The organism is Dyella psychrodurans (genome assembly GCF_003363265.1).
In the GTDB taxonomy this organism is placed as follows: domain Bacteria; phylum Pseudomonadota; class Gammaproteobacteria; order Xanthomonadales; family Rhodanobacteraceae; genus Dyella_B; species Dyella_B psychrodurans.
Window position 1 is genome coordinate 163,883 of record NZ_QRBF01000007.1, and the last position, 20,899, is coordinate 184,781.

16 protein-coding genes are annotated in these 20,899 nt (G+C 62.6%); 5 read left to right on the forward strand and 11 right to left on the reverse strand.

From position 1 onward, the window contains the following. Positions 1-66: 66 nt before the first annotated feature. The 3 genes from DWU99_RS17345 to glnA all read right to left on the reverse strand — a co-directional run bounded on the left by DWU99_RS17345 (position 67) and on the right by glnA (position 5,758). Positions 67-2,103: an alkaline phosphatase family protein gene (locus DWU99_RS17345; protein WP_115479335.1), complete on the reverse strand. Its 2,037-nt coding sequence runs from the start codon at positions 2,101-2,103 to the stop codon at positions 67-69. 229 nt (positions 2,104-2,332) lie between these two features. Next, positions 2,333-3,973 (reverse strand): multicopper oxidase family protein, encoded by a 1,641-nt coding sequence (locus tag DWU99_RS17350; protein WP_115479336.1) that lies wholly within the window; start codon positions 3,971-3,973, stop codon positions 2,333-2,335. Between the two features lie 375 nt (positions 3,974-4,348). Continuing rightward, positions 4,349-5,758 carry a type I glutamate--ammonia ligase gene (glnA, locus tag DWU99_RS17355; RefSeq protein ID WP_115479337.1) on the reverse strand — a complete coding sequence of 470 codons (1,410 nt, stop codon included), beginning with the start codon at positions 5,756-5,758 and terminating at the stop codon, positions 4,349-4,351. A gap of 282 nt (positions 5,759-6,040) precedes the next feature. Between glnA and DWU99_RS17360 the strand changes: the two genes are divergently transcribed. Continuing rightward, entirely contained in the window at positions 6,041-6,838 is a 798-nt protein-coding gene (locus DWU99_RS17360; RefSeq protein ID WP_115479338.1) for an undecaprenyl-diphosphate phosphatase, read from the forward strand. 6 nt (positions 6,839-6,844) lie between these two features. Here DWU99_RS17360 and DWU99_RS17365 read toward each other — a convergent pair whose 3' ends face one another. After that, positions 6,845-7,819 carry a LysR family transcriptional regulator gene (locus DWU99_RS17365; RefSeq protein ID WP_115479339.1) on the reverse strand — a complete coding sequence of 325 codons (975 nt, stop codon included), beginning with the start codon at positions 7,817-7,819 and terminating at the stop codon, positions 6,845-6,847. Positions 7,820-7,962: 143 nt separating this feature from the next. Here DWU99_RS17365 and DWU99_RS17370 point away from each other — a divergent pair, with 143 nt between their 5' ends. The 3 genes from DWU99_RS17370 (at position 7,963) to DWU99_RS17380 (ending at position 14,026) form a co-directional block, all read left to right on the forward strand. Next, positions 7,963-9,219 (forward strand): efflux RND transporter periplasmic adaptor subunit, encoded by a 1,257-nt coding sequence (locus DWU99_RS17370; protein ID WP_115479340.1) that lies wholly within the window; start codon positions 7,963-7,965, stop codon positions 9,217-9,219. Between the two features lie 174 nt (positions 9,220-9,393). Next, on the forward strand, positions 9,394-12,579 hold the full coding sequence (locus DWU99_RS17375) for an efflux RND transporter permease subunit (RefSeq protein ID WP_115479341.1): 3,186 nt from the start codon (positions 9,394-9,396) through the stop codon (positions 12,577-12,579). A gap of 1 nt (position 12,580) precedes the next feature. After that, positions 12,581-14,026, forward strand: a complete 1,446-nt coding sequence (locus DWU99_RS17380) for an efflux transporter outer membrane subunit (protein ID WP_115479342.1) — start codon at positions 12,581-12,583, stop codon at positions 14,024-14,026. 175 nt (positions 14,027-14,201) lie between these two features. On the opposite strand, the gene DWU99_RS17385 is transcribed toward DWU99_RS17380, so the two are convergent. The 6 genes from DWU99_RS17385 to DWU99_RS17410 all read right to left on the reverse strand — a co-directional run bounded on the left by DWU99_RS17385 (position 14,202) and on the right by DWU99_RS17410 (position 17,516). Then, a complete protein-coding gene (locus DWU99_RS17385; RefSeq protein WP_115479343.1) occupies positions 14,202-15,386 on the reverse strand; it encodes an AI-2E family transporter in 1,185 nt (394 codons plus the stop codon). Further along, a complete protein-coding gene (locus DWU99_RS17390; protein WP_115479344.1) occupies positions 15,383-15,694 on the reverse strand; it encodes a hypothetical protein in 312 nt (103 codons plus the stop codon). Before DWU99_RS17390 ends, DWU99_RS17385 begins: the two co-directional genes overlap by 4 nt. Then, on the reverse strand, positions 15,691-16,176 hold the full coding sequence (locus DWU99_RS17395) for an ABC transporter ATP-binding protein (RefSeq protein WP_115479345.1): 486 nt from the start codon (positions 16,174-16,176) through the stop codon (positions 15,691-15,693). The genes DWU99_RS17390 and DWU99_RS17395 overlap by 4 nt, the downstream gene beginning before the upstream one ends. A gap of 29 nt (positions 16,177-16,205) precedes the next feature. Then, a complete protein-coding gene (locus DWU99_RS17400; RefSeq protein WP_115479346.1) occupies positions 16,206-16,568 on the reverse strand; it encodes an ElaB/YgaM/YqjD family protein in 363 nt (120 codons plus the stop codon). Between the two features lie 72 nt (positions 16,569-16,640). Continuing rightward, positions 16,641-16,796, reverse strand: coding sequence for a DUF1328 domain-containing protein (locus tag DWU99_RS17405; RefSeq protein WP_115479438.1), 156 nt, complete (start codon positions 16,794-16,796; stop codon positions 16,641-16,643). A 96-nt stretch (positions 16,797-16,892) separates the two neighbouring features. After that, a complete protein-coding gene (locus tag DWU99_RS17410; protein WP_115479347.1) occupies positions 16,893-17,516 on the reverse strand; it encodes a YbhB/YbcL family Raf kinase inhibitor-like protein in 624 nt (207 codons plus the stop codon). 160 nt (positions 17,517-17,676) lie between these two features. Between DWU99_RS17410 and DWU99_RS17415 the strand changes: the two genes are divergently transcribed. Beyond that, positions 17,677-19,158, forward strand: coding sequence for an AAA family ATPase (locus tag DWU99_RS17415; RefSeq protein ID WP_115479348.1), 1,482 nt, complete (start codon positions 17,677-17,679; stop codon positions 19,156-19,158). A gap of 17 nt (positions 19,159-19,175) precedes the next feature. On the opposite strand, the gene DWU99_RS17420 is transcribed toward DWU99_RS17415, so the two are convergent. Next, on the reverse strand, positions 19,176-20,750 hold the full coding sequence (locus tag DWU99_RS17420; protein ID WP_115479349.1) for an MBL fold metallo-hydrolase: 1,575 nt from the start codon (positions 20,748-20,750) through the stop codon (positions 19,176-19,178). Positions 20,751-20,899: the final 149 nt, after the last annotated feature.

Below are 20,899 nucleotides of genomic sequence, written 5' to 3' on the forward strand. Positions count from 1 at the left end.
TCGTTCCCATCAGCAGAAACAAGATGCCCCGCCCGCCAGCGCGGGCGGGGCATGTCGGCAGAATACTCAGTTCTGTGTTGCAGCAACGTTGACGTCGCGGTTCCATCCGCGGAAGTTGAACATATCCATCAAGTCGCCGATCGCAGGTGCGTTGACCGGCACATACGGATTGTTCGGGAACTGGACCGGATTGGGCAGGTTGTCGCGGCTGCGGTGCGAGATCGTCTCGTCGAGATCCCAGTTGGCTTCGACGAATTTGTCGAAGGACACATGGTCGTAGTACGTGTGCACGACGCGACCGCCCTGGGAGTACTTGGACACCACCAGCAGCGGGATGCGCGTGCCGTCGCCGAAGAAGTCGATCGGCTGCACGTAACCGGAGTCGTAGTAACCGCCGCCTTCGTCGAAGGTGATCATGACGGCGGTGTTATCCCACAGCTGCGGATTGGCCTGGACCATCTGAATGATCTTCTGCGCATAGCCTTCGAACAGCTCCAGCTTGGACGAAGCCGGATGGCCGTCCAGCAGTCCGTCCGGCTTGGCGATGGAGACCGCCGGCAGCGTGCCGTTCTGGATGTCGCTGTAGAGGTTGTTGATGTCCTGGTTGTTCGCACGCAGGGTCGCGTTGGTCATGACCTGCTTGGAATACAGGAACGGATCGCAGATGTTGCAGAAGGTGCCGGCTTCGCCGTCTTCCGTGCCATTGGCCCAGCCTTCGCCGTAGTACTTCCAGCTCACGTTATGACGCGTCAGCAACAGCGCGAGGTTCTGCTGCGTGGTCGGCGGAATGGTGAACTGCGTGGAGCCCAGCGGAGCGGGCGTGCCATCGCCGAAGTAGCCAGGGTTGTAGTTGTTGACGAGGTAGTACGCACCCGATTTGCAATCCGTGCCATGGAAGGTGCGATACGGCAGGCTCTTCAGATAGCCGCGGACCGAAGCGACGCCCGGCTGGGTATCATCCGCGCAGTTCACGTAGGAACCGCCGCTGTAGCCGTCCTGTACCCACCAGTTGTTGGTGCCGGATTGCGAGTTCGGGTTTTCGATCTGATTGGTCGGCGGCACGGCGGGGTTGCCGTTGGCGTCCGCGTAATAGATCGCATCGCCGAAGCCCAGCATGATGTGGTTGGCACCCGTGCCGCCCATCACCGACTGGTGGAAGTTGTCGCTCAACGCATACTGCTGGGCGAGTTGCTTGAAATACGGCGCATCGCCTTGAGCCATGTTGAGGAACTGCATCGAGGTGGAGCCTTCGCCCGTGCTTTCATCCGTGAAGCCGGCGGGCTGCGTCTTGCCGTTGTTGCCCGCGCCCATGGTCACTTCCACCCAGGGGAACAGGTCGGCGAGGCAACCGCTCGGGTTTTTCCTCGTTGCGTTGCTCACGTTGCAGTCCAGCTGCTGCCACATCTGGAAGAAGCGGTGCACCGGGCTGTTGGCGTAATCGTTGTAGCTGATCGACGCATGCATATCGACGGGTGCATTGACCAGCGTCGACGGGAAGCGCGTGTCGACCACATCGTTCGGCAGACCGGTGCCGCCTTCGGCGAGGTACGGATAGTAAGCGGTCGGCAGTGCCGGTTCGATGGCTTCAGCCTGCGCGACCGAAGCGAGGTACGGCTGTGTCGGCGCACCGCCGGTATTCATCTGCGGGAGGTTGGCATAGGCGCTGGTGTGCGTCGGCGAGTTCGTGTAGTCGCCCGACTGGTTCGCCTGCCATTGCTGCGCCTTGGCCATATTCGGACCCGGCGTGCCGTCGGCATTCACGATGCCTTCGGACAGCAGATTGTTCACCTTCTGGCCGGCCGGCGGCGTATAGGTGGCGAACACATGATCGAAAGTGCGGTTTTCGCCGATCAGCAGGATGACGTGCTTGATGGGCGTGCGTGTGCGATTGCTGTTGTCCCGATTGGAACCGGGGCTGTAGAGCGTGACGACGCCGCCAGGCTGACCGTTCACGGGTCTGGTCGCCGAGTTCGGTACATTCGTGCGGAAACCGGCGTCATTGGATGGATCAGTGGATTGCGCGTTGGCCAGTCCGACAAGGCTGGTGATGAGCGCGCCTAGTACAAAGGGTTTCAACCGGGTACGGCCAAACTTCGTGGGCATGACTGGTGTCTCCTGCTGGCGATCTTACGAGAGCCTGCAATCGCGTAATCCCCCTGATTTGGATTACGGTCCGCGCGCAAGAGCGTGTCGTCGCTGTCCCCGCGGACCGCCCAGAAGTGTGAGCCTGCTAGATGACGCGGCGTTGGCAGCGCCGCGACATATCGTCACCGTGTGATGACAGTGATGCGACAAACGTGATCGTGCGCACCACTGCGCATTGACGCCGCATTTACGTTTGCGCGGCCAATACCTCGTAAGGCCGCATCATTTCGTTGTCCTCGTGTTCCAGGAAATGGCAATGCCATACGTAGCGGCCCGGCTCGCCTTCGAAGCGCATGGCAATGCGCGTCACCATGCCGGGATCGGCGCGCACGGTGTCTTTCCAGCCCGCTTCATGCGATTCGGGCGGTTGTGCGGGTCCGGTGAACGTGAGCGTGCGGTGCGCATTCCACGCGAAGAGGTCGAAGGGCCGCCGATCCAGAATCTGGAAGCGCACCAGATGCAGATGGATGGGATGCGCATCGCCGGTGAGATTGACGAAGCTCCACGTCTCCACGGCGTTCTGGCGCGGATTTTCCGTGATCGGATCGGACCAGCGCTTGCCGTCGAGCAACATCGTCAACGCGTTGCCGCTGGCGTCGTCGATTTCGTTCAATGTCAGGATGCGTTCGCGCGTGGCGCTGGCGGGATCGATGCGCGGAACCTTGCGCAACGTGGTTGGCAATACAGACGTATCGCGACCACCGTGGCCGCGCACCCGAAATTCCACGATGCCTTGCGCCTGGTGACGAAGCTGCACGGATTTCCCGGCGAGCTTGGAGAAATCGACGATCACATCGGCGCGTTCGGCGGGATACAGCTCCACGCGCGTGCGCTCGAGCGGGGCGGGCAACAGGCCTTGATCGGTGCCGATCTGCTGAAACGCTTGCTCCTGCGAAAGCGATAGATCGAAGAAGCTGGTGTTGGCTACGTTGATGATGCGGAACCGATAGCGTCGCGGCTCGACGTCGAGATACGGGAAGATCTTGCCGTTGCAGAGTGGAAGATTACCGTTGCATTGCATGACCCACGGCGCATCGGGATCGTCCGACACGGGGTAATACAACTGACCATCCTGCGCGACGAGACGATCGCAGAGGATCAGAGGAATGTCGTAATCGCCCGAGGGTAGGCCAAGCGCCTGCTCTTCTTTATCGCGCACGATGAAGGCACCGACCAGTCCGGCATAGATGTTGAGCCGGGTGATGCCCATGGCGTGATCGTGATACCACAGCGTGGCGGCGTCCTGCCCGTTCGGATAGCGATAGAGCGCCGAGCGGCCCGGTGCGTACCAGTCTTCCGGATAGCCATCGGCATTCGCCGGCACGCGTGCACCGTGCACGTGAGTCACCGCGCGCACTTCGGGCTTGTCGCGTTCGGCACCGTGGATGTTGTGGTCGATGGGGAGAAAATGCTTCGTCGGCAATGCATTGACCCATTCGATCAACAACGGTTCGTCGCGTTGGGTTTCAAACGTGGGGCCGGGAAACAGGCCGTCGTAGCCCCACAGCGGCGTGGAAGGAATGTCGCGATGGAGTTTTGCTTTGAACGCGCGCATTTCCATCCGGTAGTACGGAAGCTCATGACCGTGCTGCGTGGGATCCGGGCGTTTTCCCGCCATGCGTGCGACGGGCAGTATCGGCAGCGGATCGACGAAACGCGCCAGCGACTTGGGATTGATCAGCGGAACCTTGGGTGCAGCCAAGGTCGGCGCCGCGGTGCGCATGGGCATCTTCATCTGCGCCCGCGCTGGCCGCCAGATGCCTGCAAACGCGTATGCGCCGAGCAAGCCACTCGTGGTGCGCAGGAATCCGCGTCGCGTCAGCGCCATGACCGGTCTCCCGGACTGCCGCATTTTGCAGCGACAAACGTACGACGACAGGCAGCGGACTGCCCGCAAGCGTGGAATGCGTGAGTCATTCCACTCACCCTAAAGTGGCTAGATGACAGAAATGTGGCGGCGAGTTTTTAGCTACGGCTTATATACCCTCACCACCCACTCCCTTCACCGTCATTCCGGCGCAGGCCGGAATCCAGTGACGAGAGAACATGTGAAACGCGATCACTCCCCATACGCTCTCGCTACTGGATTCCGGCCTGCGCCGGAATGACGGGCGAAAAGCGTGGAGCGGAGCGGTACCCTATGCACAAACAACAGCGGGCGCCGAAGCGCCCGTCGTCTTTCACACCATCGATGCCTCCGCGATCAGATCGCGTAGTACATCTGGAACTCCAGCGGATGCGTGCTGGCACGGTAACGCGTCACTTCCTGCATCTTCAGTTCGATGTAGGCATCGATGAAGTCGTCGGTGAACACGCCGCCGGCCTTGAGGAAGTCGCGGTCCTTGTCGAGCGCTTCCAGTGCGGCGTCGAGGCTGGAGCATACCTGCGGGATGTTCTTCTCTTCTTCCGGCGGCAGATCGTAGAGATCCTTGTCGGCCGGCGCACCCGGGTCGATCTTGTTCAGGATGCCGTCGAGGCCGGCCATCATCAGCGCGGTGAAGGTGAGGTAACCCGACTGCATTGGATCGGGGAAGCGCACTTCGATGCGGCGGCCCTTCGGATTCGACACGAACGGAATGCGGCAGCTCGCCGAACGATTGCGTGCGGAGTAAGCCAGCATCACCGGCGCTTCGAAGCCCGGCACCAGGCGCTTGTAGCTGTTGGTGGTGGAGTTGGCGAACGCGTTGATGGCCTTGGCGTGCTTGAAGATGCCGCCGATGTACCACAGCGCGATCTGCGACAGGCCGCCGTAGAGATCGCCCGAGAACAGGTTCTTGCCGTCCTTGCTCAGCGATTGGTGCACGTGCATGCCGCTGCCGTTGTCGCCGACGATCGGCTTGGGCATGAAGGTGACGGTCTTGCCGTTCTGGTGCGCCACGTTCTTGATGACGTACTTCATCGTCATCAGCTCGTCGGCCTTCTGCACCAGCGTGTTGAACTTGGTGCCGATTTCGCACTGGCCGGCATTGGCCACTTCGTGGTGATGCACTTCCACCACCTGGCCGAGCGATTCGAGCACTTTGCACATGTCGGCGCGCAGGTCGCCCAACGAGTCGACCGGGCTAACGGGGAAATAGCCGCCCTTCACGCCCGGACGATGGCCGCTGTTGCCTTCGTCGTACTTGAAGCGCGAGCTCCACGCGGCTTCCTGCGATTCGATTTCGTAGAACACGCGGCCCATGTCGTTCTGCCAGCGCACGGAATCGAAGATGAAAAATTCCGGCTCCGGGCCGAAGAAAGCGGTGTCGGCGATGCCGGTCGACTTCAGGAACGCCTCGCCGCGCTTGGCGATGGAGCGCGGATCGCGGCCATAGGCCTGCATGGTGCTGGGTTCCAGCACGTCGCAATGCAGAACCAGCTGGGTGTGGCCGCTGAACGGATCGAGGTAAGCCGTGTTCGGATCGGGCAACAGCACCATGTCCGACTCGTTGATGCCCTTCCAGCCCGAGATCGACGAACCGTCGAACATCTTGCCGTCCTCGAAGGTCGACTCGTCGATGGCGTGGGCGGGGAAGGTCACGTGGTGGTGCTTGCCGAGCATGTCGGCAAAACGCAGGTCGACGAACTCGACGTCATGTTCTTGGATCAGGTCGAGTACTTTCTTGGCGGACATGGATAAACCTCGGGGTCAGGATGTTGATCGCGCGTGCATGATTGCAAGCACTGTACCAAGTCAAAAAGTGCTGATGTATCAATTACTTGATGTTTGATATGTCACGAACGGAGGCTCGTGACGCACCATTTTGTTGCGAGCTTTGCATCGAGATGGTGCAATTTTCCGCATCCTCCCGCCCACCCCGAGCCCAGCCGTCTTCCGTTGATCATTCCACCTAAGCTATGCCGTTTCGTGTCCGACTGCACGTGAACTCGCGCAACCTTCCGGAGCCCTATTCCCATGCCTGACCTGATCCGCGTCATGCTGCTAGGCGTCGTCGAGGGTATTACCGAATTCCTGCCGATCTCCAGTACCGGGCATCTGCTGATCGCGGAAAAATTCGGGCTGGGCGCGCGCTCGGATTTGTTCAACGTGGGCATCCAGGCGGGTGCGATCCTGGCGATCACGCTGATCTACTGGCAACGCATCTGGCAATTGCTCACGCAGTGGCGCGAACCCAGCCAGCGCGACTATCTCTTCAAACTTCTTGCCGCGTTCCTGATCACCTGCGTGCTCGGCGCGATCGTGACGCATTACGGATTCAAATTGCCGGAGACGATCGCGCCCATTGCCTGGGCACTGTTGATCGGCGGCTTTTGGATGCTGGCTGCCGAAGCGATCGCCGCGAAACAAGTCGAACGCTCAACCGTGACATGGCGCGTGGCGATCCTGGTCGGCATCGCGCAAATCGTCGCGGGTATTTTTCCCGGCACATCCCGTTCGGGTGCCACGATCTTCACGGCGATGCTTGCGGGCACCGGCAACCGTCCTGCCGCGACTGAGTTTTCATTTCTCGTCGGCATACCGACGATGTATGCGGCGACCGCTTATGAATTACTGAAAGTGCTCAAGAGCAGCGGCGCCGCACATGAAGACTGGAACGCACTGATCGTCGGCTTCGTGGTGTCGCTGATCGTGGCGTTTATCGCGGTGAAATGGTTGCTCGGCTACATCCGCACGCACCGCTTCACCTGGTTTGCGATCTACCGCATCGCGCTGGGTGCAGCCTTGTTGTTGCTGATTCCAGCCAGCGCCTGATGACGGCTACTGCGCGCGCGAACTCTGCTTCTCGCGTGAAGATGGCCGGAACCCATCGACAACCGGCGGCACGATATACCCCATCGATTCGAACGGGCGCTCGAACAACCCGCGCGCCCATTCGATGAATGCCTGCACGCGCGCGGACAGGTGCTTCTTTTGCGGATAGACGATCCACACCGATTTGCCGGTGGAGGGGATGTCGGTCATCACGGGCTCAAGCTTGCCGAGGTCGAGCATGCATGCGGCGAGCACGTGCGGTGCCTGGATGATGCCGAGTCCGGCGACGGCAGCCTGGATCACCGATTCGCCGTCGTTGATCAGCATGTGCGCGTCGATGTCGACTTCGAGACGTCCACCGGGCGTATCGAACTGCCACTGCCGCGGCCGGCCGTTCGGATACACATAGTTGATGCAGCGGTGGTTCTTGAGATCTTCGATGCTTCCGGGCGCGCCGTGTTTCTGCAGGTACTCGGGCGAGGCCAGCAGCACGTTGCGGAAATAGCCGATCTTGCGCGCGATGAGGTTGGAGTCTTCCAGCTCGCCCATGCGGATGGCGCAGTCCACCCCTTCCTCGTTGAGGTCGTAGGGGTAGTCGCACATCATCAGTTCAAGGCGGATGTCGGGGTAGCGGCGCTCGAAGTCGTTGAGCTGGGGGATGATCGCCGCCCGGCCCACGGACACCGACATGCCCACCCGCAACTTGCCCTTCGGCTTGCGGTTGGCGTAGCCCAGCGCCTCGGTCGCTTCGGTGAGATCGGCGAGGATCTCCTTGCAACGTGCGTAGAACGAGGCCCCATCGTCGGTTAACCGCAACGCGCGGGTCGAGCGGAACAGCAGCCGGGCACCCAGCTGCTCTTCCAGGCGGGATACGGCCCGGCTGACGCCGGACGGAGTCATGCCCAGTTGGGCCGCCGCGCTCGCAAAACTTTTCGCCTCGACGACGCGGACAAAGGCAGATATAGCTGAAAAGTCTTCCATGGGGTCGATTATGCGCCTATTCGTGACTGGCTGTCACGAGTGGCTTGCGCAAGAAACGGATTTTCTAAACTGGACAGTACACCCATTATCCGTTTCCCCCACCGTGCTGCATTGCGGCACGACCTTCTCCAGGGAGCGAAACGATGTTGAAGAAAACGATCCTTGCCGGCCTCGTCGTTGCAGCCATTGCCGGCAGCTGGGCCCTTTTAGGCCATCACGGCGGCGCCCAGGCGCAATCCGCCATCGCAGGCAACGGCCTGCCCGAAGTCACCGTCGCCCAGGCCATGCTTCGGCCGATCAGCGACAGCGCCGATTTCACCGGCCAGCTGCAGGCGGTCGACACCGTCGACGTGCGTCCGCGCGTAGGTGGATATGTGGACGCCGTGCAGTTCAAGGAAGGGGCCGAGGTGCACCAGGGCGATGTGCTGTTCCGCATCGACCCGCGTCCGTTCCAGGCCGAGGTCGACCGCCTGAGCGCCAATCGCGCCCAGGCCCAGGCTCAGCTCGGACTGGCGCAGGCCAATGCCGCACGCGCCCGCCGACTGCTCGCGCAGCACGCGATCTCGCAGGAAGATGCCGACAGCTTGAACACAGGCGAGCAGAGTGCCGCGGCCACGCTGGCTGCCGCTACGGCTGCGTTGGCCAACGCGAAACTCAATCTCGACTGGACGCAGGTGCGCGCGCCGATCGACGGCCGCGTCAGCAACGCGCGCATCCTGCGCGGCAATCTGGTGAGCAGTTCGGATGTGCTTACCAGCGTGGTGTCGGTGAATCCGATCTACGTGTACTTCGACGTGGACGAACAGACCTGGCTGAAGTTGGACCGCCTGCGTCGCGACGCCACCCGCAACGGTCGCACCGCGCGTATCGAGGCGACGATGGGCCTGGCCGACGAGCAAGGCTATCCGCACATCGGACGCATCGACTTCGTCGACAACCAGGTGCGTGTCGGCTCCGGCACCATGCGCTTGCGCGCGGTGTTCGACGACGAAGACGGTTTGCTCACGCCAGGCCTGTATGCGCATGTGCGTTTGCAGAGCGGCCAGCCGCATCCGCGTCTGCTGGTCGACGACCGCGCCATCGGCACCGATCTGAGCAATCAGTTCGTCTATGTGGTGGATGGGCAACACAAGGTGGAGTACCGCAAGGTCGATACCGGTGCGCTGTTCCACGGCTTGCGCGTGATCGAGAACGGGATCAGCCCCGGCGAGGTTGTCGTGATCAACGGATTGCAGCACGTGCGGCCCGGCGCCGAGGTGGCACCGACCCAGGTCGCCATGGATGCGCGCCTCGATCCGCAAGACAAGGCGCTGGTAGACGCCGCAGCCACCAATCCCGATGGCGATGACACGCGTACTGCGCAGGCGAACGCTGCCGCACAGAAACACCCGCAAGGCTAAGCCTTTCTTCCTCTCCCCTCTGGGGAGAGGACCGAGGTGAGGGGACGCTCTTGCGACCAAGCCACATCAAAGGCATCGCGCATTGAACGTCCACGCTAGGTTGGCCCCTCACCCCATCCCTCTCCCCGAAGGGGAGAGGGCGCCATTACGGCAAGATTGATCGAGATATAAACCATGAAAAACATCGCACAGTTTTTCGTCGACCGGCCGATCATGGCCGCCGTGCTTTCGCTGATCTTCGTGATCGCGGGCAGCATCGCGGTGTTCAAGCTGCCGATCAGCGAATATCCCGAAGTGGTACCGCCCACCGTGGTGGTGCGCGCCAACTATCCGGGCGCCAGCCCCGAGGTGATCGGCGAAACCGTCGCCACGCCGCTGGAGGAACAGATCAACGGCGTCGAGGGCATGCTGTATTCGTCCTCGCAGGCGACCAGCGACGGCCAGATGACCTTGACCGTCACGTTCGCGCTGGGCACCGATCTCAACAACGCGCAGGTGGAAGTACAGAACCGCGTGTCGCAAGCGCTGCCGAGGTTGCCGGAAGAAGTGCAGCGTCTGGGCGTGACCACCCAGAAAAGTTCGCCCGACCTGACGATGGTGGTGCACCTTACGTCGCCCGACAAGCGTTACGACATGCTGTATCTGTCGAACTACGCGCGTCTGCATGTGAAAGACCTTCTCGCCCGCCTCGACGGCGTCGGCGACGTGCAGATTTTCGGCGCCGGCGAATACAGCATGCGTGTGTGGCTGGAGCCCAACAAGCTGGCCCAGCGCAACATGACGACCAGCGACATCGTGCACGCGATCCAGGAGCAGAACGTCGCCGTGGCAGCCGGTGCGCTGAACGCGCCGCCTGTTCCGGGTAATACGGACTTCCAGCTCAATGTGCAGACGCAAGGGCGCCTGAGCACGGTCGATGAGTTCAACAACATCATCGTGCGCACCGATCCGGACGGCAGCGTGGTGCACTTGCGCGACGTGGCGCGGGTGGAGCTGGGTTCCGACCAGTACGCGTTGCGCAGCCTGCTCAACAACCAGCCGGCGGTAGCGATTCCGATCTTCGCGCGTCCGGGTTCGAACGCCATCCAGATCTCCAACGAAGTGCGCGCCACCATGGCGGAGCTGAAGAAGGAGTTCCCGCAGGGCGTTGAATACAGCATCGTCTACGACCCCACCGTGTTCGTGCGCGGTTCGATCGAAGCAGTGGCGCACACGTTGCTGGAAGCGATCTTCCTGGTCGTGCTGGTAGTGATTCTTTTCCTGCAGACCTGGCGCGCCTCGGTCATTCCGCTGGTGTCGGTCCCGGTGTCGCTGATCGGCACGTTCGCGGTGATGTACGTCGCGGGCTTCTCGCTCAACGCGCTGTCGCTGTTCGGCCTGGTGCTGGCCATCGGCATCGTGGTGGACGATGCGATCGTGGTGGTGGAGAACGTCGAGCGCAACATCGAACTTGGCCTGTCGCCACGCGATGCCACGCGCCGCGCGATGAACGAAGTGACGGGCCCCATCATCGCCACCGCGCTCGTGTTGTGTGCAGTGTTCATTCCGACCGCCTTCATCAGCGGCCTGACCGGCCAGTTCTATCGCCAGTTCGCGCTGACCATCGCGATCTCCACGGTGATCTCGGCCTTCAACTCGCTGACGCTGAGTCCCGCGCTGGCGGCCGTGCTGTTGAAAGGCCATGACGCACCGAAGGATCGCCTGACGATCCTGATCGACAAGGCCTTCGGCTGGCTGTTCCGCCCGTTCAACAAGCTGTTCCATCGCGGCGCGGAAACGTATGTCGGCGGCGTGCACCGCATCGTGGGCATGGGTCCGGCTGCGCTGGTGCTGTACGCCGGCCTGATCGGCATGACTTGGTTCGGCTTCTCGCACGTGCCGATGGGTTTCGTACCGGCGCAGGACAAGCAGTATCTGGTGTCGTTTGCGCAGCTGCCCGATGCGGCTTCGCTCGATCGCACAGAAGACGTCATCCAACGCATGTCGGCGATCGCGCTGAAGCAGCCGGGTGTGGAAAGTGCGGTGGCGTTCCCGGGCCTGTCGATCAACGGCTTCACCAACAGCACCAACGCAGGCATCGTGTTCGTGACCTTGAAGCCGTTCGAGGAACGTCGCGATCCGTCCTTGTCGGCGGGTGCGATTGCCGGCGCCTTGAACCAGAAGTTTGCGTCGATCCAGGATGCATACATCGCGATCTTCCCGCCGCCGCCGGTACAGGGCCTGGGAACGATCGGCGGTTTCCGCATCCAGATCGAAGACCGCGGCCAGCTCGGTTTCGACGAGCTCTACAAGCAGACACAGAACCTGATCGCGCAGAGCCAGAAAGTGCCGGCGCTGGCGGGCCTGTTCTCCAGCTATCAGGTGAGCGTGCCGCAGATCAACGCCGACGTGAATCGGGAAAAGGCGAAAGCCGAAGGCGTGGATCTGGCCGATGTCGACGAAACGATGCAGGCCTATCTCGGCTCGCTCTACGTCAACGACTTCAACCGCTTCGGACGCATCTATCAGGTGAACGTCTCGGCCGAACCGGGTTTCCGTCACGAGCCGCAGGACGTCCTGCAACTGAAGACGCGCAACGCGAAGGGCGAAATGGTGCCGCTGGGTTCGTTCGTCACCGTGCGTCGGACGGCCGGCCTCGAGCGCGTGATGCACTACAACGGTTACGTGACCGCGGAAATCAGCGGCGGCCCGGCACCGGGTTACAGCTCGGGCCAGGCGCAGGCGGCGATGGAAAAGCTGGCGCAGGACAATCTGCCCAATGGCATGAGCTACGAGTGGACCGAACTCACCTATCAGCAGATCCTCGCCGGCAACACCGCGATCCTCGTATTCCCGTTGTGCGTGCTGCTGGTGTTCCTGGTGCTGTCGTCGCTGTACGAGAGCTGGTCGCTGCCGCTGGCGGTGATCCTGATCGTGCCGATGGTGCTGCTGTCCGCGATTGCCGGCGTATGGCTGTCGGGTGGCGACAACAACATCTTCACGCAGATCGGCTTGATCGTGCTGGTGGGCCTGGCGTGCAAGAACGCGATTCTGATCGTGGAATTCGCGCGCGAACGTCAGCATGAAGGCATGAGCCGTCACGACGCGGTGCTGGAAGCCGCTCGCCTGCGACTGCGTCCGATCTTGATGACGTCGATCGCGTTCATCATGGGCGTGGTGCCGCTGGTGACCTCGCACGGTGCCGGTGCGGAGATGCGTCATGCGATGGGCGTGGCGGTGTTCTCCGGCATGCTCGGCGTGACGATCTTCGGCCTGATCTATACCCCGCTGTTCTACGTGCTGATCCGCGCCGTGGTGGAACGCCGCGAAGCGCGCAAGAAGCAGCACGCATCGACTTTGCCCGCTCTGGAGGGCCATTGAGATGACACGTTTTCTTCGTAACACCACCCTGTTCGCCGCACTCGCGCTGGCCGGATGCGTCAGCGTGGGGCCGGACTACAAGACACCCGCGAAACCCGCGGCGAATGTGCAAGGCATCGACGCGGCGCGCGAAAGCGCCGCGCAGTTCCAGGCCACGTGGTGGAAGCAATTCAACGACCCTGTGCTCGATGCGCTGATCCAGCGCTCGGCGAAAGGCAGTCTCGACCTGCGCATCGCGGTGGCGCGCTTGAACGAATCGCGTGCGCTGCTGGGTACTGCCAAAGCCGACCAGATTCCGACGATCAGCACGGATGTCTCCTATAGCCGTGCGCTCGAACAGCAGCCCGGCTTCACCACGCAGCGCGTACCGATCACCACCTACCAGGCGGGCTTCGACGCATCGTGGGAAGTGGATATCTTCGGCGGCGTGCGTCGTTCAGTCGAGGCGGCTCGCGCCGATCTCGGCGCGAGCGAAGCGTCGCTGCAAGATGCGCAGGTCAGCCTGTTCGCCGAAGTAGCGCGCAACTATTTCGAACTGCGCGGCACGCAGGAACGTTTGGCCATCACCCAGCGCAATATCGCCAATCAGGAAGATACGCTGAAGCTGATTCAGGCGCGTGCGCAGATCGGTACTGCGTCGGAGCAGGATGTGGCGAGCGCCAGCGCGCAGCTGAGTGCCGCCAAGGCGCAGTTGCCGGTGTTCGACGCACAGGAGCACGCGTACGAGTATCGCCTCGCGGCGTTGCTTGGCGAGCGTCCCGGCGAGCTGGATGTCGATGTTTCGCCGACAACGTTCAAGCCCATCGCCACCGCGTTGCCGATGGGCGACGCGGGCGACGCGCTGTCGCGTCGTCCGGATGTGCGTATCGCTGAGCGGCAGTACGCGGCGGCGACGGCGCGTATCGGCGTGGCCAAGGCGGATTTCTTTCCGCACCTTTCGCTGGGCGGTTTCGTCGGCTTTCTGGCCGGGCGCAGCAACGACTTTGGCGGCCCGGCCTCGCGTGCGTTCTCGTTCGGACCCAGCATCACCTGGAACGGCCTGAATGTGGAGCGCGTGCGCTCCAACCTGCACGCCAGCGAAGCGCGCGCCGATGCGGCCGAGGCCAACTACCAGCGCACGGTGCTGTCGGCCATCGAGGATGTCGACAACGCGGTGGTGGGTTACAACGCCGAACATGCGCGTATCGAACAGTTGATCGCGCAGAGCGAGCAGAGCAAGCGAGCTGCGGATCTTGCACGCATTCGCTATCAGGAAGGTGCCACCGGGTATCTCGAACTGCTGGATGCGGAACGCGTGCAGCTGGCGGCGGAAGATGATCTGGCGCAGTCGGAAACGGCCATCGATACGCGCGCCGTTTCGCTTTACAAAGCGCTCGGTGGCGGTTGGCAGGCATGCAACGACGTCACTTGCACGCAAGTCGCCAATTCCGTCGCCACTACACATTAGTCCCTCATCGTCATTCCGGCGCAGGCCGGAATCCAGTAACGACAACGGTTGTATGTATCCTCACGAATCAAGCGAGAGGACACTGGATTCCGGCCTGCGCCGAGACGCTTTACAACGGCGCGGCTGGTCAGTGACAAGCGTGTACGTTGAGGCATGTTGATGGTGGGCACCCGCCTCAGCGCTGCACCATCCGCGCAAACCACTCCCACCCGCGCACGCGTTCGGCGATCAACTTCGCGCTCGTCAACATCGGCACCGCCAGCAGTGCGCCGGGAACACCCCACAACCAACCCCAGACGAGCAACCAGATCAGGATCGCAATCGGGCTGATGCGCATGCGTCGCCCGAGGATCATCGGCGTGATCAAGTTACCTTCGACCGCGGTAATCGCCGCAAAGCACAAGGCCGGCAGCAAGGCGTGCGGCAAGTCGTCGAAGTGAATCAAACCCACCAGCAGCAAGGTGGTCGTGGTGACGATGGCTCCGAGGTACGGAATGAAGTTCGCGAGCATCGCCACGGTGCCCCACAGCAAGGCATCGGGCATATGCAGCAGGAACAGCATGCCCGCCGTGGTCATGCCCAGCGTCACGTTGATCACCACCGTGGTGAGGATGTAGCGCGACACTTCCGACTGAATGCCGCGCACAATCGACACCGCGTGGCGCTTGTAGCCGAAGTTCGGCGCGATTTCGACCAGCCTTCGCAGCAAAAGATCGCCGTAGATCAAGAAGAAAAACACCAGCAGCAGCACGGTAAGAATGGCCGCCAGCACTTTTGGCGCGTTGGCCAGCACATCCCAGATGCTGATCGCCACATCGGCCGGATTCTGCCCGGTTTGCGCGCGAACCGGATGCCCGTTGTTGACCAGTGTTTGCGTCGCGCGATTGGCCGCTTCCAGCGGCTGCGTTATATGTTCGAGTTTTGTGCCGAAGGTGCGAATCACGGATGGCGCGTTATGAAACCAGCCGACCGCCGGCTGGGTGAGCATGCTCACCCCGGTTCCCAGCCCGGCGATCAGCGAAATCATCAGCACGCTAGCGCCGAGCCAGCGCGGAATGCGATGCCGTGCACCGGCTGCAACAATCGGATTGAGGGCCAGGCCGATAAAAGCCGCCAGCACCAACGGTATGAGCAATTCGCGCACGATCGTCACGGTGTAGAGCAGGGCGAGGATCAGCAGCGCGTTGAGCATCATGCGGATCGCGCGCAGATGTTTGCGCAATCGGTACACACCTTGCGTCGCCTGCTTGACCTGCTTGGTGACTGCCGCGGATTCGGGCGAGTGCGCCAACCCAGTCCCGTGCGCGGCGCCGACCACCGGCACATCGCCAGTCGACACGGTGGGTTGCGTGGTGCTCATGCGTTGTCGCTGTCGTCGGTATCGTTGCCGCTATCGTCCATGCCCAGTTCGGTGATCAGGCGCGTCCCCTGCGCCACGATTTCCGCGATGCCGCCGCTCAGCAGCGATGACAGTCCCGGTACGCGCATCGCGCCGACACCCAGGCTGCCCAGCACGAAACCCGCACCGGCCGCCGCGCCCATGGTCGTAAGAGGATGCCGATAGCCGCGCAACAACAGCGACGCTGCCGGCACGGCCAGTTCATCGCGATGCATGGCCACGCGCTGGCGGGCCTTGTTGACCTTCTCGATCTGCTTGGACAGGCTCATAGCTGCTTCACCCCTTCTGATCCCGGCTTTTCGCCGGCATCGATGTCCTGCTCGGCCTTCTGCAGGGTGTCGTGCATGATCGCATGCCATTCCTCCCGCGTGGCGGGCAGGCTCATCCAGTGCATGCAGCGGCGGAACAGCATGATCGCGCCGAACAGGAAGAGCGCCTCCAGCACGGCCAGCACGGCGAACGCGAAGATCAAAGAATGCAGCCACTTGGCCAGCAGCAGCCCGATCAGCGCCAGTACCGTGAGACCGAAACCGACGCCGGTCACGGTGGCGACCAGGCCCGCGGCGAGCAGCCAGGAGATGGCGCTGCGCGCGAGGCCGAGCTCGGCGGCAAGCAACTGCAACTGCGCGCCGAACAGGCTGCGCACCGCGCGCGCGAGCGCTCCGAGTTCCTCGAGCAGGCCGCTCGGCGGCGGCGCGCCGGGTGATTCGGAACGCCCAGCCGTTTCGTCATCGCGCACGGAATCGTGCATCGCCCGCCCCCGTGCCTAATTCGTCAGGATCAACGACGAAGAATGCGGCCGAGCAGCCAGCCCGCGCCAAGCGCGATGGCGACCGCCTGCACGGGCTTTTCGCGCACGTAGTCGCGGACTTCGTCCAGCCACTCGTCGGCACGATCCTTGGCATGGTCGTACGCGACGCGACCGCGCTCCTTGGCCTCGGCCACTTTGTCGGTGGTGCGATTGGCGGCATGGGCCGCCTTGTCGGTCGCGCGATGCAGGCTTTCCTCGACATGGTCCGCAGCGCGATCGAATTTTTCCTTGCTGCTGGCCACCGCCTCGGATGTGGCTTGCTTGATGCGTTCGGCGCCCTGGTCAATGCGCCCCTGAGCACCGTTCTCCTGCGCCTGGACTTCTTTGTTCATGACGTTCTCCGATGGCAGAGTGTTCACTCTAGCGTTTTATGGCCCGGTTGGCTGAACCGTCGCCCCCGTCGTTCAGCTAGCACGCCGCAGGAAAGCAACCACGGCCAGGATCAGGAACAGCACGAACAGCACCTTGGCGATCCATGCTGCGGTACCGGCAATACCGGTAAAACCCAGTAGCGCGGCGATAACGGCGATAACCAGGAAAACCAGGGCGTAATGGAGCATGGCAGCGATCCTCATGAAACCGGGGCGACGCCACGCGCGCCCCGCATTCCATGTGCCACATTCCATGCCCTCTGGGCGTGAAGGTGCGCGACGATCTCAGGCCGGCACTTTCGGATTGAGGCTGTACGTGCCGGTGAGCACGGCTTCGGCCAGCACATGCCCCGCCATCGCCGCGCGCAGGTCCGAGAGCGTGAAGCCGGGCTTCAGCGCCAGGCGTTCCGCGTCGAGCGCGTAAACGTGGAAGTGATAGTGGTGCACGATGCTGTCGTTCCACGGCGGGCACGGGCCGTCGTATCCGAGATACGTACCGCCCATGGCGGGGTCGCCGGCGAACCAGCCGGTGTAGTCATTCACGCCCTGAACACTGCCGGGCGGACCGAACGGCTGTTGCTTGCCGCGCGGCGTAATGTCGTCGCTGCAGGAGCCATCGGCCAGTTCGCCGCACTCGGCGGGAATATTGGCCATCAACCAGTGCGCGAACTCCACGCGCGGCAGATCGGCCGGCACGGTGCGCCCTTCCTTGTTGACGTCGTCCGGTTTGCTGGGCACATCGGTGTCGATGCAGGCGAGCACGAACGAACGGGTGCCCGCGGGCGCACCCTTCCAGGCCAGATGCGGATTGCGGTTGTCCGACAACGCCATCGGCTGGCCGGCCTTGCCGAACGCGAACTCTGGCGGGATCGGCTTGCCGTGCTGGAAGTTGTCGCTGCGTAGCTGCATGGAAATTTCCTTGGGAGTGGTCGGGGGAGTCATCCAACGTGGGGACTCGCGCGAAGGTGCGCAAGCCGGGGCTTGCTGCAGCCTGACGGCGAACCTTACCCCGGCCGCCATGATCCGGTCGTGACAGCCCTGCTAATGTAGCGGTCTTGCAGGAGGAAGCATGGCCGAGCTGGAAGACCTGAGCACGCTGGTGCGTGCCGCGACACCCTTGCTGGTGATCGAGACGGTAGACGAACAACGGGTGATCGACTGCTTTCAGCATGTGATTGCCCAGGCGCTCCACCCGCTTTGGCGGTGGACGTTTACCGAAGGTCTGCAGCGACTGGATTTCAACGGCCCGCGCACGCTGGAAATTCCGCCGGATGCCACGGCCACGCTGACCGCCATCCGCAACGCCGAGCAACGCGGCATCTACCTGCTGTTCGATTTCCAGCCCTGCCTGCAATACCCCATGACGCTGCGGCAAATGCGCGAAATCGTGCAGCGCGATCATTCGGCCGCACACACCCTGGTGCTGATTGGCGCCAAGGTAGAGCTGCCGCAGGAACTCGATGCCATGGCCACGCGGGTGCCGCTCTCGCTGCCGGACCTCAAGGAACTGGCCGGCATCCTGCGCGGCGAAGCCGCAGCCTGGCAACGCGAAAATAATCGCAAGCTCGAAGTGGACAACGACGCTGCGCGCACCATCGTGCGCAACCTGGTCGGCCTGACCGCGCAGGATGCGCGTCGCATCGTGCGCAAGCTGATCTACAACGACGGCGCGCTCAACGCCAACGACCTGCCCGAACTGATGCAGGCCAAGTTCGACCTGCTCAATCGCTCGGGCCTGCTGCATTACGAATACGCCACGGCAAGCTTCGCTGACATCGCCGGGGTCAGCCACGTGCGCGACTGGGTGCAGCGCCGGCGCGCGGTGTTCCTCGATCCCAACCCGCAACCCGCCCTCGATCCGCCCAAGGGCGTGCTGCTGCTGGGCGTGCAGGGTTGCGGCAAGAGTCTCGCGGCGAAAGCCGTCGCGGGCGGTTTCGGCGTGCCGCTCATTCGATTGGATTTCGGTTCGCTCTACGACAAGTACCAGGGCGAAACGGAAAAGAATTTGCGCGAAGCGCTCGCCAGTTGCGAAACGCTGGCACCGTGCGTGCTGTGGATCGACGAGATCGAAAAAGGCCTGGCGAGCGGCGGCGGCGACGATGGCGGCGTATCGCGGCGCGTGCTGGGCTATTTGCTGACCTGGATGGCCGAGCGCAAATCCAAGGTGTTCGTGGTCGCCACCGCCAACGCGGTGAACGAACTGCCGGCGGAACTGCTGCGCAAGGGACGCTTCGACGAAATCTTTTTCGTCGACCTGCCGCGCCTGGAAGTGCGCGCGGCGATCTTCGCCTTGCATCTGAAGCGCCGCAAGCTCGCGGTCGAATCGTTCGATCTGAATGCGCTGGCGGAAGCCAGCGACGGCTTCTCGGGCGCGGAAATCGAGCAGGCCGTGGTAAGCGCGCTCTACGATGCCGGTGGCAACGGCGCGGCACTCGACCAGGCGATGCTGATCAATGCCCTGCACTCCACCAGGCCGCTATCCGTGCTGATGCACGAGCAGGTCGCCGCGCTGCGCGCATGGGCCAACGGACGCTGCGTACCGGCGGATTGAACGCCGCCGGCACCGATTCAGCCGGTGGACTTGCTGCCGCCGGCCGGCGCCACCGCCTGATCGACCATGCGCTTAACGTCCACCCACGGCGTGGGACCCTGGTGCATCGCATACACCGTTTGGACGTCCAGATGTTCGCGCGCCACCGCTTGCATCACTTCATGCATCAGATCGGGATCGTAAAGCGTGTTGTCGGCGTTCAACGCAAGCGTGTCGCTGGCATAGAGCAGCTTGTATTGCGGGAAGTAGACCATGTATTGCCGTTCGGTCGACGCGCCGCGCAGCGGATACAGCACCACGCGATTGGCGCCTGCGCCGATCTCCACGCGATCGCCGACCGTAATCCAGTGCGGCGTCTTGGGATGCCACTGCAAGTCGTCCGGCTGAAGGCGATGCGGCGCGCCGACCAGCCGATCCAATAGCGGCTTGTTGAGATCGAGTGCGTACACCGGCAAGCCTTCGGCCACCGCCTGCCGCACGCCGGCCATGTGCGGCCACGAATCGGAGGTGCTGAGCACGCCCTTGATCGGCACGCCCGGATATTCGCTGCGCACCTTGGCCAGAATGCCTTGCACGTAGCTGCCTGAAATGGGAGCTTCCAATACCAGCACGCCATCGTCCTGCCTGATCAGCGTAGTGTTCCACGATCCCTGGTAGAGCTCTATACCCGGCGCGAGCTGCACATGCTTCTTGTCGCTGAATAGGCGATTCCATCCTTTCGATTGCGCGCTCTTGGCGGCAACAGCAGCATCCATCGCGAACAGCTTGTCATCGATGGCGACGTTGAACGCAGGATCGATCACTTGCGTGGACGCGTACCACAGGCCGTTGCGCTGATCGATGCGATTGGTTGGAAACACCACGCCCTGCACTACGTGCCAGTTGTCGAAATAGATGCGTTGGTCGACATCGCCCCATGCGTACCAGAAATCCTTGAAGGTGCGCGTGCGCTCCAGCGCGTCGGGCAGGTGGTTGTAGGCGTTGAGCAACACTTTCACCGGTACGCCCTGCCAGGTGAATTCAACCACGCTGTGGGGCGTCGCGCGCAGCCATTGCGATGGTGCGTAGTGCAGGTCGCCCGCTGTGGCAGCATTCAGCAGCAAGCGCTCCGGCCCGAGCGTGAGCGCGTCGTTCGTATCGTCCAGATCCGCCAGCGAGCACGGTGAATCGCCCTGCTTGCTGTGATAGACGCCGCCTTGCAACGTGGCGATCAACGTGACGTCGATGTCCGCAGTGTGAGGATCGGATTCGGGCCAGGTGAGATGCACATCGCGCACGACGCGCTGCTTGTCGAAATCCACCGTCACGTTGTCGCGCTCGTAAGCGGTGATGAATGGTTGCTGCCGGTACGACTGTTCCGATAGCACGGTGTGTCCGACGGTTTCGTAGCTCGCGCTATGGATATCGGCGAGCCGTCGCCGCCCGCCCATCGCTTCGATCGCCTGTTCCACGCAGCCCTTCGCATCGATGCGATCGCAACCTGGATGCGAGGAACCCTTCACGATGTCGCCATCCTGCGGAAGCGTGGCAGCGAAAGCCGGCGCAGTCAGCGCCAACGCGAATAATGCGGGTATGGCCGTGCGACGTTCCATTTCGACTCTCCTACAAGGTCCTGGCGTTTCGAAAGTGAGAGCAATGGCGCGGAACTTACGCGCAAGCCGGGCCGCGTCCACCTGCAGGAAGTCACATCGGGAGGGGTGCCTGTTGGCATGGTTCGCTGAAGAACGCCGGCGCAGCGGCC